This window comes from Enterococcus sp. DJ147D b (assembly GCF_058216655.1).
Map to the genome: position 1 here is coordinate 112,560 of NZ_CM177104.1, position 14,162 is coordinate 126,721.

The 14,162-nt window shown below is 38.2% G+C and carries 13 protein-coding genes; 10 read left to right on the forward strand and 3 right to left on the reverse strand.

Annotated features, from left to right (window positions below; translation table 11 throughout):
• Nucleotides 1-19 precede the first annotated feature (19 nt).
• Nucleotides 20-571, reverse strand: a complete 552-nt coding sequence (locus AC4BD1_RS00600) for a biotin transporter BioY (protein ID WP_490466693.1) — start codon at nt 569-571, stop codon at nt 20-22.
• Nucleotides 572-714: 143 nt separating this feature from the next.
• Nucleotides 715-1,326, reverse strand: coding sequence for a 30S ribosomal protein S4 (gene rpsD / locus AC4BD1_RS00605; protein ID WP_067483447.1), 612 nt, complete (start codon nt 1,324-1,326; stop codon nt 715-717).
• Nucleotides 1,327-1,718: 392 nt separating this feature from the next.
• On the opposite strand from rpsD, the gene AC4BD1_RS00610 reads away from it, so the two are divergent.
• The 7 genes from AC4BD1_RS00610 (at nt 1,719) to AC4BD1_RS00640 (ending at nt 9,841) form a co-directional block, all read left to right on the forward strand.
• Entirely contained in the window at nt 1,719-2,357 is a 639-nt protein-coding gene (locus tag AC4BD1_RS00610; protein ID WP_206907678.1) for a DNA alkylation repair protein, read from the forward strand.
• Nucleotides 2,358-2,376: 19 nt separating this feature from the next.
• Entirely contained in the window at nt 2,377-3,150 is a 774-nt protein-coding gene (locus AC4BD1_RS00615; protein ID WP_490466694.1) for an HAD family hydrolase, read from the forward strand.
• 196 nt (nt 3,151-3,346) lie between these two features.
• Nucleotides 3,347-4,144, forward strand: coding sequence for a TIGR00282 family metallophosphoesterase (locus tag AC4BD1_RS00620; RefSeq protein WP_206907669.1), 798 nt, complete (start codon nt 3,347-3,349; stop codon nt 4,142-4,144).
• 9 nt (nt 4,145-4,153) lie between these two features.
• Nucleotides 4,154-4,573 (forward strand): YlbF family regulator, encoded by a 420-nt coding sequence (locus tag AC4BD1_RS00625; protein WP_206907667.1) that lies wholly within the window; start codon nt 4,154-4,156, stop codon nt 4,571-4,573.
• Entirely contained in the window at nt 4,521-7,139 is a 2,619-nt protein-coding gene (gene mutS, locus AC4BD1_RS00630) for a DNA mismatch repair protein MutS (RefSeq protein WP_206907664.1), read from the forward strand. The genes AC4BD1_RS00625 and mutS overlap by 53 nt, the downstream gene beginning before the upstream one ends.
• A gap of 17 nt (nt 7,140-7,156) precedes the next feature.
• Nucleotides 7,157-9,259 (forward strand): DNA mismatch repair endonuclease MutL, encoded by a 2,103-nt coding sequence (gene mutL / locus AC4BD1_RS00635; RefSeq protein ID WP_490485674.1) that lies wholly within the window; start codon nt 7,157-7,159, stop codon nt 9,257-9,259.
• A gap of 21 nt (nt 9,260-9,280) precedes the next feature.
• Nucleotides 9,281-9,841, forward strand: a complete 561-nt coding sequence (locus tag AC4BD1_RS00640; protein ID WP_490466697.1) for a Maf family protein — start codon at nt 9,281-9,283, stop codon at nt 9,839-9,841.
• Between the two features lie 74 nt (nt 9,842-9,915).
• Here AC4BD1_RS00640 and treP read toward each other — a convergent pair whose 3' ends face one another.
• Nucleotides 9,916-11,898, reverse strand: a complete 1,983-nt coding sequence (gene treP / locus AC4BD1_RS00645) for a PTS system trehalose-specific EIIBC component (RefSeq protein WP_490466698.1) — start codon at nt 11,896-11,898, stop codon at nt 9,916-9,918.
• Nucleotides 11,899-12,131: 233 nt separating this feature from the next.
• On the opposite strand from treP, the gene treR reads away from it, so the two are divergent.
• The 3 genes from treR (at nt 12,132) to ruvA (ending at nt 14,154) form a co-directional block, all read left to right on the forward strand.
• Nucleotides 12,132-12,845 (forward strand): trehalose operon repressor, encoded by a 714-nt coding sequence (treR, locus tag AC4BD1_RS00650; RefSeq protein ID WP_206908636.1) that lies wholly within the window; start codon nt 12,132-12,134, stop codon nt 12,843-12,845.
• Nucleotides 12,846-12,924: 79 nt separating this feature from the next.
• The gene (msrB, locus tag AC4BD1_RS00655) at nt 12,925-13,374 is read left to right on the forward strand and encodes a peptide-methionine (R)-S-oxide reductase MsrB (RefSeq protein ID WP_206908634.1); all 450 of its coding nucleotides are present in this window, start codon (nt 12,925-12,927) and stop codon (nt 13,372-13,374) included.
• A 177-nt stretch (nt 13,375-13,551) separates the two neighbouring features.
• Complete coding sequence (gene ruvA / locus AC4BD1_RS00660; RefSeq protein WP_206908624.1) at nt 13,552-14,154, forward strand: Holliday junction branch migration protein RuvA; 603 nt, start codon at nt 13,552-13,554, stop codon at nt 14,152-14,154.
• The last annotated feature ends 8 nt before the right edge of the window (nt 14,155-14,162 follow it).

Below are 14,162 nucleotides of genomic sequence, written 5' to 3' on the forward strand. Positions count from 1 at the left end.
ATGGCTAAGACTTTCCATTTTATGATTGTTGCTGTTCAAAGGCAAAATATTTTGGTAAACGATGGCGAATGAGCGTTCCTAGATAACCAGCAGCGATCGCTTTGATGATTCCCGGGAAAATGAATGGAACGAAGCCACTAACCATGGCTGTATGCCACGACAGGTCACCACTGACTTTTAGCCAAATGACACCGAAAATGAGTGTAACAAATGAACCAATCACGTTAGCAATGATAACCCAAATATAGCTAGAAACATTTTTTTCCACGAGGTAACCAGTCAGCCAGGCTTGGAAAATAAAACCAAGCAAATAGCCACCAGTAGGACCAAAAACAATACTCAACCCACCTGATAATCCTGCAAAAACAGGAAGCCCAATAATTCCTAATAATAAATAAATCAAGACAGACAGTGTTCCGTTACGTCGACCCAATAAAGTAGCTGTTAATCCAATCGCGAAAGTTTGTCCAGTTAATGGCACAATCCCTAATGGAATCGTAAATTGAGACAAAATAGCGATGATAGCTGCAAATTCTGCAGCAATAATAAGTGGCTTCAATGACGTTTTCATAATTTCCTCTTTTCGTTAACTTTAATTTTTATTTTGGTTAACGATAGTTTAGAAGAAAAAAGTTAGTTTGTAAAGTATTTTTGCAAAAAAAAAAACCAAAGCCAACCATCCGAAAATGGTTGCTTTGGTTTTGAAGCCATGAATTATAGGCTTTGGTTGTAGTATTCAACGACAAGAGCTTCGTCGATTTCTGGATAAAGTTCGTCACGTTCTGGTAAACGAGTTAATGAACCTTCCAATTTTTCAGCGTCAAAGCTTACAAATGCTGGACGTCCAACAGTAGCTTCTACAGCTTCTTTAACAGTTACGATGTTTTGTGATTTTTCACGAACACCGATTACTTGACCGATTTCTACGTGGTATGATGGAATATCAACACGTTTGCCATCAACAGTGATGTGGCCATGGTTAACTAATTGACGTGCTTGACGACGAGTAGTTGCAAGACCTAGACGGTAAACAACATTGTCTAAACGTTGTTCTAGTAAGATCATGAAGTTAACACCGTGTTTACCTTCTTTGATTTTGCTAGCTTTAACGAACAAGTTACGGAATTGACGTTCGTTCATTCCGTACATGTGACGAAGTTTTTGTTTTTCAGTTAATTGCATGCCGTATTCAGATTGTTTGCCACGGCTGTTAGGTCCGTGTTGACCTGGTGCGTAAGGGCGACGTGCTAATTCTTTACCTGTGCCTGATAATGAAATACCTAGGCGACGAGAAATTTTCCATGATGGTCCAGTATAACGAGACATTGAGATTTCCTCCAATAAATTAAGTTTAGTTTTTGGAGTAAAATAATCCGTTAAAAAATTCATATTCGTATAGTTTGTTCTTCAATCTTCACCTTTGCAGCCGCGGTTACACAATTGAACCCGAAACGGGGCAACAAACTAGGGACGAGCTATTATTTTCCTGCTGCATTATTTTACACAAATTACAGTATAGTTGATGTAAAGGGCAAGTGTCAAGTAGAGAAACGCGTAAAAACGCTTTACAAACGATCGTATGCTCTATAAAATGAGAAGGTATCTGTCCAATCGATTTAACTGACAATAAAGGGGCACTTTTAAAATAAAAATAAATCGTGAAATGGTAAGGAAACTGTAAAAGTGAATTGCTTATTATTTTGAGCGGAGGAGCTAACTTGGACGAACTTATTTTTCCTAAAAATGAAGAACAGGCTGTAACCATGGAAAAGTACATGAAAAATCATTTCATTTTTGCAGGTGTGCCAAAACCAGAACGCGCGCGTTTACAAAAAATGTTTCTGGCGCAAAGCAAACAACTAGAAGTAACAGAAATTTTGTCACTTGCAAAAAAATATTATCAAAAATCAGAAAGAGAGTATCAATATGTAGCAATCGAGCTGATTCAACTTCATGTGAAACGTCTGGCATTTTCTGACTTGGTAATGTTGTTATCACTTGTACAAGAAAAAGAGTGGTGGGACAGTATTGATTCTTGGCGTAAAGTATACACGACGTGGTGTATGGCACATCCAGATCAGTTGGAGCAAGTGTTTAACCTATTCATTCAGCAAGAAGATTTTTGGTTACGGAGGATCGCAATTACTTTACAGTTAGGATTAAAAGAAAAGGTAAACCAGTCACTATTGAAAAAAGCGATCCTACAAGATATAAAAACAAACGAATTTTTTATTCAAAAAGGGATTGGCTGGGCCTTGCGCGATTACAGCAAAACGAATCCCGGCTGGGTAAAAGATTTATTAGAACACGAAACATTCAGTAAGTTGGCAGTAAGAGAAGCAAGCAAATATCTATAAGAAAGCGAGACGATCAGACATGGAACGAAGCTTATTTGCCTTTGATATTGACGGAACGTTATTGGACACAAACAAACAAGCATTAGATAGCACAAGAGAAGCATTGCAACAATTGCGACGAGCAGGACATTTAGTGACAATCGCAACAGGGCGTAGTCGTTTTCATGCGCAAGAAATTATTCGTGAATTAGAATTTGAAAATTATATTTTGTGTAATGGCGCAGCTGGATTCTTGGATCATGAACAAGTTTACAAAAATTTGTTGGATCGTGACCAGCTAGACACGTTTGTTGAAGAAGCTCAGACAAAAGAAATTGATACAGCGTTTGTTAGTTTGGATAATATGAAGCGATCTTCTTCTAATGATGTTCAAATCATGGAAGAAGCGATGCATTCCTTTGGCGCGGTGTTGCCTGAATTGGATCAATTTTTTGTTGAAGATCAAGACATTTATCAAGCTTTAGCATTCTTCAATAAAAGTTATGACACACAGTTTCAAAAATACGACAAACTTCGTTTTGTTCGTTGGCATGAAAACAGTGTAGATGTGGTGCCTCATGATGGTTCAAAAGCTGCAACGATCCTTCATTTGGCAGACCAAGTCGGAATTCCACGCGAATCCATCATCAGTTTTGGCGATGGATTGAATGATCGAGAAATGTTACGTGAATCGGGTATTGGTGTGGCAATGGGAAATGCGTCAGCAGAAGTTCAAGCTACAGCCGATTTGGTGACTGATACGAATGATCAAGATGGTATTTGGAAAGCACTCAAAAAATTAGCTGTAATTTAAATACAATTAGTCAATGAGTAATCAAAAATTGATGACTAGCCCTTGATAAGAAGTCCGAGACGAAAGAAAGTCTCGGGCTTTTTTGTTCCACAGTTTGTCTTATGACTCATGGTTACAACCTTCTCAGAGAGCTTTTCTTTCTTAAAAAAAACTACTATAATAATAGAATGATGTTAAAAAGAGAAGAGGAATCAATGTGCGGGTATTGTTTATTGGTGATGTAGTGGGATCTATGGGAAGAGAAATGATTACGGAATATGTCCCTCGTTTGAAGAAAAAATATCGTCCACAAGTAACTATCGTGAATGGTGAAAATGCTGCTTCTGGAAGAGGTATCACGGAAAAAATTTATAAAAAACTTTTACAAGATGGTGTTGACGTTGTGACTATGGGAAATCATACATGGGACAATCGCGGTATTTTTGAATTTATTGATGACGCGAAAAAAATGGTTCGTCCAGCGAACTTTCCAGAAGGAACACCAGGTCAAGGAATGGTATTTGTCAAAGTCAATCAAGTGGAACTTGCCGTTATCAATATGCAAGCTCGTTCATTTATGACTGATTTGGATGACCCATTTCGTAAAATGCAAGCACTAGTTGCTGAAGCACGAAAAAGAACGCCAATCATTTTTGTTGATTTTCATGGAGAAACGACTAGTGAAAAACAAGCAATGGGCTGGTTTTTAGATGGTGAAGTGTCAGCCGTTGTGGGAACACATACACATGTTCAGACAAATGATGCACGTATTCTACCAAATGGAACAGCTTACTTAACGGATGTCGGTATGACAGGTCCATACGATGGTATTTTAGGAATGCGTCGTGACGTGGTTATCGAAAAATTTTTAACAGCAATGCCAAAGCGCTTTGAAGTTGTGGAAGAAGGTCGTGCTATTTTATGTGGTTGCTTGCTGGAGATTGACGATACAACTGGAAAAGCAAAAGACATTCAATTGATCCAAATCAATGACGACCGACCATTTATGGAGTGAGGTAGATCAATGGCTTTTTTAGAAAATGAACCAGAAATACAAGAAACAGTTGACCAACTGACGAAACTTCTAGGTAAAAACGAAATTATTGTTCGCTATAAGGAATTAGAAGAAAAAGTAAATCAAAATAACTATTTAAAAGAATTGACCGAGGAGATCAAAGTGGCGCAAAAAGAGGCAGTCCAATTTGGTCATTATGGTAAAGTGATTGCTGAGCAAGCAGCAATTGCTCGTGCGAATCAATTGACAAAAACATTTGAACAACATCCTTTAGTGATTGCATATCGTCGCCAATTACTAGAGGCAAATGATCTTTTGCACTATTTGACTGGGTTGATTCAAGATGAAATCAATGAATTATTAGAGGAGGAAAACAATGCCTCAAAAAACAAAGAACACACCAATGATGGAACAATATCTAAGCATTAAGGCACAATACCAAGATGCTTTTTTGTTTTATCGTCTTGGTGATTTTTACGAACTATTTTATGAAGATGCAATCCAAGTTTCACAGCTACTAGAGCTAACATTAACGAGCCGAAATCGCAATGCGGATGATCCAATCCCAATGTGCGGCGTGCCACATCACGCTGCACAAGGGTATATCGATAGTTTGGTTGAAAAAGGCTATAAAGTGGCCATTTGTGAACAAGTTGAAGATCCAAAAACAACGAAAGGCATGGTTAAACGTGAAGTTGTTCAGTTAGTGACACCAGGAACAGTTATGGACAGTAAAGGTCTTTCTGCAAAAGATAATAATTACTTGACTGCTGTTGTACAAGAAGGTGATGAGTTTGGTTTTGCCTATGTTGATTTGAGCACTGGCGAGTTAAAAACAGCACATCTTTTTGATGAAGAAGGCGTTTTAAATGAAACTTCTGCATTGCAGACAAAAGAATTAGTATTGGGCACAGAGATTTCTGTTAGCTTACGTGAACAATTAAGTATTCGTTTGGGTTTAGTTTTTTCTTCTCAAGAGACATTGGAGGAAAATGCCGAATTTAATTTTTTGACGCGTGAAATAACAGATGGACTTGAAAAAGAAGTGACAGGAAAGCTATTGACTTACTTAGCGGTGACGCAAAAGAGAAGTTTAGCCCATATTCAAAACGCAGTGGAATATCAACCAGATCACTATTTAAAAATGGACTATTATTCCAAATTCAATTTGGAATTAAGTCAGTCGATCCGAACAGGTAAAAAACATGGGACTTTATTGTGGTTATTAGATGAAACCAAAACAGCAATGGGTGGTCGCATGCTCAAACAATGGCTTGATCGACCATTGATTCAATCACATGCAATCAATACCCGCCAAGAGATGGTTGCTTCTTTAGTTGATAGTTATTTTGAACGAATTGATCTGCAAAGTGCGTTGACTAAAGTTTATGACTTAGAGCGCTTAGCCGGCCGAGTGGCATTTGGAAATGTGAATGGTCGCGATTTGATTCAATTGAAGACGTCACTTGAACAAGTGCCAATGATTCGTCAACTGATTGAAGGAATCGACCAAGGACAATGGCAAGCACTATTAGAAAAAATGCAACCAATGGAAGGTCTTGTTCAGCTAATCAACCAAGCAATCAATGAAGATCCTCCATTACAAATCACAGAAGGTAACGTGATTCGCGATGGATTCAATGAACAATTAGACGCCTATCGTTCAGCCATGAAAAACGGGAAACAATGGCTAGCTGAACTAGAAGCTCGGGAACGAAAAGAAACTGGGATCAAAAACTTAAAAGTTGGGTTTAATCGTGTGTTTGGGTATTATATCGAAATTACAAAATCAAACTTAGCGAGCTTAGAAGAAGGCAAGTATGAGCGGAAACAAACATTAGCAAATGCAGAACGCTTTATTACGCCGGAGTTAAAAGAACTAGAAACTCAAATCCTTGAAGCCGAAGAAAAGTCTGTCGATTTAGAATACCAACTGTTTTTAGCTGTTCGTGAAGAAGTGAAAAAAGCTATTCAACCTTTACAAACATTGGCAAAATCAATCAGTACAGTTGATGTTTTACAAAGCTTTGCGACAATCAGTGAACGTTACCAATATGTTCGTCCAGTCTTAACGAATAATAGTCAACAATTATGTATTCAAGAAGGTAGGCATCCAGTAGTTGAAAAAGTACTAGGCCACCAAGAATACATTCCAAATAGTGTCGAGATGGACGAACAAGAGATGATTCTGTTAATCACAGGGCCGAATATGTCAGGGAAAAGCACATATATGCGCCAACTTGCATTAACTGTCATCATGGCACAAATGGGGTGTTTTGTTCCGGCACAGAAAGCTGTTTTACCGATTTTTGATCAAATCTTTACTCGAATTGGAGCGAGCGATGACTTGATTGCTGGTCAAAGTACTTTCATGGTTGAAATGATGGAAGCCAATCAAGCACTGCGCAATGCTACACCAAATAGCTTGATTTTATTTGATGAGCTGGGTCGTGGAACGGCGACATACGATGGGATGGCACTAGCACAAGCGATCATTGAATATATTCATCAAAATGTTCAGGCAAAAACACTTTTCTCGACGCATTATCATGAACTAACAGTCTTAGACGAAGAACTTTCTCAATTGAAGAATGTTCATGTCGGAGCAGTTGAAAAAGACGGGGAAGTTGTCTTTCTTCATAAAATGATGGAAGGTCCAGCTGATAAAAGTTATGGAATCCATGTGGCGAAAATTGCAGGATTACCAACAGACTTGTTGAAACGAGCATCAACGATTTTAGCAACACTTGAATCTGGGGAAGAAAAGCATCACCAAATCCCTGTTGAACCAGTTAAATCTGTTGTGGAGATGCAGGAACGGCCTGCACAAATCTCGGAAGCACAAGTAAATGAGGAAACACAACAACTTTCTCTATTTGCTGAATTGTCAGATGGAGAACAAGAAGTTGTGACATCATTGAAGAAACTTAATTTATTAGAAATGACGCCAATGGATGCACTGAATAAATTATATGAATTACAAAAACAACTTTAGAAAGAAGGCGTAGACCCATGGCGAAAATCCAAGAACTATCAGAACGTTTAGCCAATCAAATCGCAGCCGGTGAGGTTGTCGAACGCCCAGCCTCTGTTGTGAAAGAATTGGTCGAAAATGCGATCGATGCAGGAAGCAGCCAAATCGATATCTTAGTGGAAGAAGCTGGTCTGCGAACAATTCAAGTGATAGACAATGGTGAGGGAATTTTGACTGATGATGTTGAAAGTGCATTTAAGCGTCATGCAACAAGTAAAATCCATAATCGAGATGACTTATTTCGGATTCGTACACTTGGTTTTCGTGGCGAAGCACTTCCAAGTATTGCTTCTGTTTCAGAATTAACGATTGAAACAGCTAATCAAGAAGAAAATCAAGGAACGTTCGTAGCACTAAAAGGCGGGGAGGTTACGGAACATCGCCCAGCACCATTACGTCAAGGAACGAAGATTACTGTAAGCAATCTTTTTTTCAACACACCTGCTCGCCTTAAATATGTCAAAACGTTGCATACAGAACTCGCAAATATTGGGGACATTGTGAATCGCTTGGCGTTAAGCCATCCAAATATTGCTTTTCGTCTCATTCATGATGGCAATAAGATGTTAGCTACTGCGGGAAATGGTGATCTCAAGCAGACTATTGCTGGTATTTATGGCTTAACTACTGCCAAAAAAATGTTGAAAATCGAAGCAAAAGATTTAGACTTCGAACTGGTGGGCTATGTCTCGCTTCCAGAGGTAACTCGTGCGAGCCGGAATTATTTATCAACGATCATTAACGGACGCTATATCAGAAACTTTGCTTTGAATAAAGCAATTGTAGCTGGTTATGGCTCAAAATTGATGGTTGGTCGATATCCAATTGCTGTTTTAGAAATCAAAATGGACCCACTATTAGTGGATGTAAATGTTCATCCAACAAAACAAGAAGTCCGCTTATCCAAAGAAAAAGAATTGACTGACTTGATAGCAAATGCAATCCAAGAAGCGCTTAGTCAAGAAAATCTGATTCCTAGTGCTGCAGACAATTTAAGATTTAAAAAGAAAGTCACAGACCAGCCAAAAGTCGAACAAACAGAAATTGATTTATCTTATGCATTTGAAGATGAAAAACCAAAGAAACCACAAAGTCTAAATTTTGATCGAGAAACAAGTAGTTTTTATGTGGAAGAAACAAAACAACCTAATTTTGGAAAAACTGTTGATAACTCTGTGGAAAATGTTGAAAACTTTGTTCCATTTTCTGAAGAAATGACGAATTATCCAGAAAACGGTGGGAAAATGGTGGATAAACAAGAAAATACTGTGGAAAACTTTGTAGAAAAGTCTGTGGATAAAATCACAGAAGAAACATTATCCACTGTGGATAATGTCGAATTTCAAGAAGAACAACCCCAAACAGTAGAAAGAAATGCCTCAGAACAAGTTTACGAAGACGAACTTGCCTTGCATCCGGAATTTGGCCAAGGAAATAGCCGGGCATTGGATCAAGCCATTCAAAAGTTGGAAACAGAAAAAGTAACTGAACGCTTTCCACAACTGGAATATTTTGGACAAATGCATGGCACTTATCTATTTGCACAAAGTAGTACGGGCTTATATATTATCGATCAACATGCGGCACAGGAACGTATCAAGTACGAATATTTCCGTGAAAAAATCGGCGAAGTGTCGAATGACTTACAGGAATTGTTGGTACCTTTTGTTTTGGACTATCCTAACAATGACGCATTGAAACTAAAAGAAAAGAAACATTTGCTTGAAGAATCCGGGATTTATTTGGAAGAATTTGGGCAGAATAGTTTCATTGTTCGCGCACATCCAACTTGGTATCCAAGTGGCGAAGAAGAGTCGATCATCAGAGAAATGATTGATATGCTGCTGACAACAGGTAGTGTTAGTGTGAAAAAATTTCGTGAAGCAACGGCAATCATGATGAGCTGTAAACGTTCAATCAAAGCAAATCATTATTTGAATGAAGCACAAGCCCGCGTATTACTAAAGGACTTAGCACAATGTGAAAATCCATTCAATTGCCCACATGGTCGACCGGTATTGATCCATTTTACTAACTCGGATATGGAGCGGATGTTTAAACGTATCCAAGATCCACATTAAAAAATAGGAAAGAGGCAGAAAATGAAAATAATCTTAGCTTCTCAATCTCCTCGAAGAAAGGAATTGTTGAGTCGTTTAGTTTCTGAGTTTGCAATTCAACCAGCTGACATTGATGAGACACCGATCGACGGTGAAGACCCTGTCGCGTACGTTCAACGAATGGCGTATGAAAAAGCACAAGCAGTCGTGGAGCAGCAAACGGAACAAACATTAGTGATTGCTAGTGACACTACGGTTATTCATCATCAAAAAATTTTAGGGAAACCAGTGGATTTAGCCGATGCAAAAGCAACGCTTCGCTCATTAAGTGGGGAAACACATCAAGTGTATACTGCTGTTGTCTTAAAATCGAAAGAACGAGAAGAAAGAATTTTAGCGCAAGCTGAAGTAACTTTTTATCCACTAACTGAAAAAGAAATCGATACGTATTTGGCAACAGGTGATTATCAGGATAAAGCTGGTTCTTATGGCATACAAAGTTTTGCTGGTGCATTTGTTAAAGAAATAAGTGGCGATTATTACAGCATTGTTGGCTTTCCAATTGGTGCAGTGAACCAAGCACTTAAAGAATTTTTACTTTAAAAAAAACAAAAAATAAGAGTCACGACAATTGTCGTGACTCTTATTTTTTGTTTATGAATCAAAGAGCAAAAGACCTAGCGAACTTCAGCTTGACCAACTTGTTCTTCTGGGCGAACAAGTCCAGTTTCATCAAGTGAGAAGCTGTCAATTTTTTCGGTATTTGTTAAGACAACAAGAATGTCTGTTTTCTTCCCTGCTTGTTCTACTTGTTCAACAGCCATTTCTGCAATCAGTGAACTTGGGGTTACTAACTCACCTTCTTGAACGTGAACGGTGAATGGAGTTCCTTTTAGTTCAACTGTATCTAAGCCCATGTGTACTAAAACTTCAATGCCTTCTTTAGAAAGAATACCAATGGCGTGTTTGGTTTCAAAAATGTTAGTGATTGTTCCAGTAACTGGGGAGAAAACTTTGTTGTTCGTTGGTACGACAGCATAGCCGTCACCCATCATTTTTTGTGAGAAAACAGGATCATCTACTTGAGTGATTTCTTTTAGTTCACCTGCAGCTACTGCAAATAATTTTTCTGTTTTAAGTGTGGAAGTAGTAGCTTCGAATTGTTTTTGTTCTGGAACAGCTGTTGTACCGTTTGCTGTTTCAAATTGTGCACCGATAGCTTCAGCAGCTGGAGAAACAGGATCGATTTTATTTAAGATTCCTTGACGTCTGAAAATAACTGTTAAGCCGAACGGGATAAAGATGGCAATAATCATTGAGATGATGAAAGGTACCCAAGACTCTGCCTGAATCGCTAAAATCCCTGGTAAGCCACCAACACCAATTGCATTTGCGCGAACGCTCATCAATGTGGCGAACATGCCAGCTAAACCAGAACCAATCATTGCCGCAACAAATGGATAAACATATTTTAGATTGATCCCGAACATCGCAGGCTCAGTTACTCCTAAGTAACAAGAAATCATAGCCGGAATCGAAATTTGTTCTTCTTTTTCATTTCCACGATGTAAGAAAATAATTGCTAAGACGGCTGAACCTTGAGCAATGTTAGATAGTGCAATCATTGGCCAAAGGTTTGTAGAACCAAAGTCTGCAATTAACTGCATATCGATCGCGTTTGTCATGTGGTGGAGTCCTGTGATTACGAGTGGAGCATACAAGAAACCAAAGACAGCGCTGAATAACCAACTAATGGAAGAAGTCAACCCAGCATTAACGACAGTAGAGATCCAACTTCCGATTGTCCAACCAATTGGTCCTAAAATGACATGCGCGGCTAAAACAGTTGGAACTAATGAGAAAAGTGGAACGAAAATCATTGAAATGGATTGTGGAATAATTTTTCGGAAAAAGATTTCTAGATACGCAAGCATAAACCCAGCTAACATCGCAGGGATAACTTGTGCCTGGTAACCAATCATATCAACTTGAGCGAAGCCAAAATCCCAAAATGGAATATCCGCAGCTGCGGTAGATGCAACGCTATACGCATTTAATAATTGCGGAGAAACTAAGGTAATACCTAAAACAATTCCTAATATTTGCGTAGTACCCATCTTTTTCGCGATGCTCCAAGTAATACCAACTGGTAGGAAATGGAAAATCGCTTCACCAGGTAACCATAAGAACGCATTCACACCGCTCCAAAATTGTGAGTGTTCAACGATTGTGCCACCTAGACTATCAAATTGGATTCCTTCCAATACATTTCGAAATCCTAAAATCAGTCCACCAACAATAATTGCGGGAATCAATGGGGTAAAAATTTCAGCTAAAACAGCGACTGCTCGTTGAATAGGATTAAGATTTTGTTTTGCATACGCTTTACTTTGTTCTTTTGAGACACCTTCTACACCAGATACAGAAACAAAATCGTTGTAGAAAGTTGCTACATCGTTACCAATAATAACTTGGAACTGTCCAGCATTAGTGAACATTCCTTTTACACTTGGAATATCTTCTATTGCTTCCTCATTCGCTATTGCTGGATCATTTAAAACAAAACGCATCCGAGTGGCACAATGGCTGACTGCAGCAATATTTTCTTTTCCACCGATTTCTTTTAACAATTTCTCGGCATCTGCTTGGTACTTTGTCATAAGAAAAACTCCTTTCACTTAACTTGTCTATGCAAGTTTCTTTAGTTAACTATACTGGAATCAAAAACGAAATGCAAGCGTTTTATTTCAAGTGCTGTTATTTGTCCTCGTAATCGATTTATTCTCTGGTGATACGCGACTTTCCTCATCTTTTTTGAACATTGAAATGAAAACAATGCTATAGTATAGTGGAGCAATAATCGAAAAAATAATTGGGTGGAGGAATCAAAACAATGAATAAATTTAATGAAATTTTTTTGGATCTGGAGAAAAAAATTTTAGCAAAGCAATATCCTCCGCACACACTTTTACCAAGTGAAAATCAATTAATTAAAATATACGGCGTCTCTCGAGAAACGATCCGAAAAGCACTGCAGCTATTGACAACAGAAGGTTATATTCAGAAAAAACAAGGAAAAGGATCGATTGTCTTAGAAAGAAGTCGTTTTGATTTTCCAATTTCAGGACTGACGAGCTACAAAGAATTGCAAGAAACTCAAAATATTCCAAGCAAAACGATTGTTCAAGAGTTAGTTGAAACAAAAGTCGATAAAGAATTAAGCGAAATTACCGGATGGACAGTTGGGACGCCAGTTTGGCATTTAGTTCGACAGCGAAAAATCGCAGGTGAGGTTGTGATTTTAGATCGTGATTACTTATTGAAAGAAGTTGTACCGACTTTGTCAACTGAACAAGCAGAAGCATCTATCTATGATTATTTTGAAAATAACTTGGGATTGACGATTGCTTATGCGCAAAAAGAAATTACGGTAGAACCTGTGACACCAGAGATCTACGATGCAATGACCTTAAATGATGATCCCTACGTGGTGATTGTTCGAGGATTAGTTCACCTAGAAGATACGCGTTGCTTTGAGTATACAGAATCCATTCATCGATTAGATAAGTTTCGCTTTGTTGAATTTGCGCGTCGTCGTAAAGTTTGATTCTTAGCAAGAAGTGAGCAGATTAGTTGCCTCTTTTGGTTGTTGGTCAGTAAGATTAACAGAAAAGGAGATGACGTCAATGGCAAAAGAAAAAAATCCAGTAACTGATGAAGAATTGAAACAAAAATTATCGCCAATCGCATACGCAGTGACGCAAGAAAATGCAACTGAACGTCCATTTAGTGGAAAATATGATGACTTTTATGAAAAAGGAATTTATGTTGACATCGTGAGTGGAAAACCTTTATTTAGTTCAACGGAAAAATACGATGCAGGCTGTGGCTGGCCATCTTTCAGTAAGCCGATTAGTGACGATGAAATTGCTGAAAAAAACGATCGCTCACATGGCATGCACAGAGTAGAAGTTAGAAGTCAAAGTGCCGATTCACATCTTGGTCATGTTTTTAATGATGGTCCAGCAGATAAAGGTGGATTACGTTACTGTATCAATTCAGCTGCGTTAAAATTCATTCCATATGATGAAATGGCTGAGCAAGGTTATGAAAAATATAAATCACTTGTTGAATGATCCACCTAACGAAAGGAAGAGAAACCTCGAAATAGGCAAGCCGAAGCGAGGTTTCTTTTTTATTCGCTTTTTTTAGTTTTTTGTTTGAATTTGCTTAAAAGGAAGCTACTTTTTTCAGTCGTTGAAATGTGCTACAATAAAGCGAACGTATGTGTGTGAAAGAAAGAGGAAAATTGAATGTATGAATATCTAAAAGGGATGGTTACATTTATCAGCCCCTATTATATTGTGGTAGAAAATCAAGGAATTGGTTACCAAATCGCCTTAGGAAATCCTTATCGTTATAGTGGTAAGATGAACAAAGAAATAACTATCTATTTACACCAGGTCATTCGTGAAGACGGTCATCTACTTTATGGTTTTTCTAGCTTAGAAGAGAAGCAATTGTTCTTAAGACTCGTTAGTGTTTCAGGAATTGGCCCAAAAAGCGCGTTAGCAATTATGGCGAGTGATGATCACTCGGGTTTGATTCATGCAATCGAGTCTGGCGATGTTACTTATTTAACAAAATTCCCAGGTGTTGGTAAAAAGACCGCACAACAAATGATTTTGGATCTAAAAGGAAAATTAGGTGAAATCAGTATCGAAGCACCAATCAATTTATTTGATGAAGCCAATACACAAGATACGACGGCATTAGCTGAAGCAATGGAAGCTTTAACTGCGTTGGGATATAGTGCAAAAGAAGTGAAACGTGTAGAAAAACAATTACAAGCACAAGAAAATTTGACTACCGATGAATATCTACGCCAGGCGCTAAAATTGATGATGAAAAAGTAGGAGGGAAG

Excerpts from the sequence above, each read along its gene's own strand:
- AC4BD1_RS00600 (WP_490466693.1), bottom strand. The coding sequence starts at position 571 with ATGAAAACGTCATTGAAGCCACTTATTATTGCTGCAGAATTTGCAGCT.
- rpsD (WP_067483447.1), bottom strand. The coding sequence starts at position 1,326 with ATGTCTCGTTATACTGGACCATCATGGAAAATTTCTCGTCGCCTAGGT.
- AC4BD1_RS00615 (WP_490466694.1), top strand. The coding sequence starts at position 2,377 with ATGGAACGAAGCTTATTTGCCTTTGATATTGACGGAACGTTATTGGAC.
- AC4BD1_RS00625 (WP_206907667.1), top strand. The coding sequence starts at position 4,154 with ATGGCTTTTTTAGAAAATGAACCAGAAATACAAGAAACAGTTGACCAA.
- mutS (WP_206907664.1), top strand. The coding sequence starts at position 4,521 with ATGCCTCAAAAAACAAAGAACACACCAATGATGGAACAATATCTAAGC.
- mutL (WP_490485674.1), top strand. The coding sequence starts at position 7,157 with ATGGCGAAAATCCAAGAACTATCAGAACGTTTAGCCAATCAAATCGCA.
- AC4BD1_RS00640 (WP_490466697.1), top strand. The coding sequence starts at position 9,281 with ATGAAAATAATCTTAGCTTCTCAATCTCCTCGAAGAAAGGAATTGTTG.
- treP (WP_490466698.1), bottom strand. The coding sequence starts at position 11,898 with ATGACAAAGTACCAAGCAGATGCCGAGAAATTGTTAAAAGAAATCGGT.
- treR (WP_206908636.1), top strand. The coding sequence starts at position 12,132 with ATGAATAAATTTAATGAAATTTTTTTGGATCTGGAGAAAAAAATTTTA.
- msrB (WP_206908634.1), top strand. The coding sequence starts at position 12,925 with ATGGCAAAAGAAAAAAATCCAGTAACTGATGAAGAATTGAAACAAAAA.
- ruvA (WP_206908624.1), top strand. The coding sequence starts at position 13,552 with ATGTATGAATATCTAAAAGGGATGGTTACATTTATCAGCCCCTATTAT.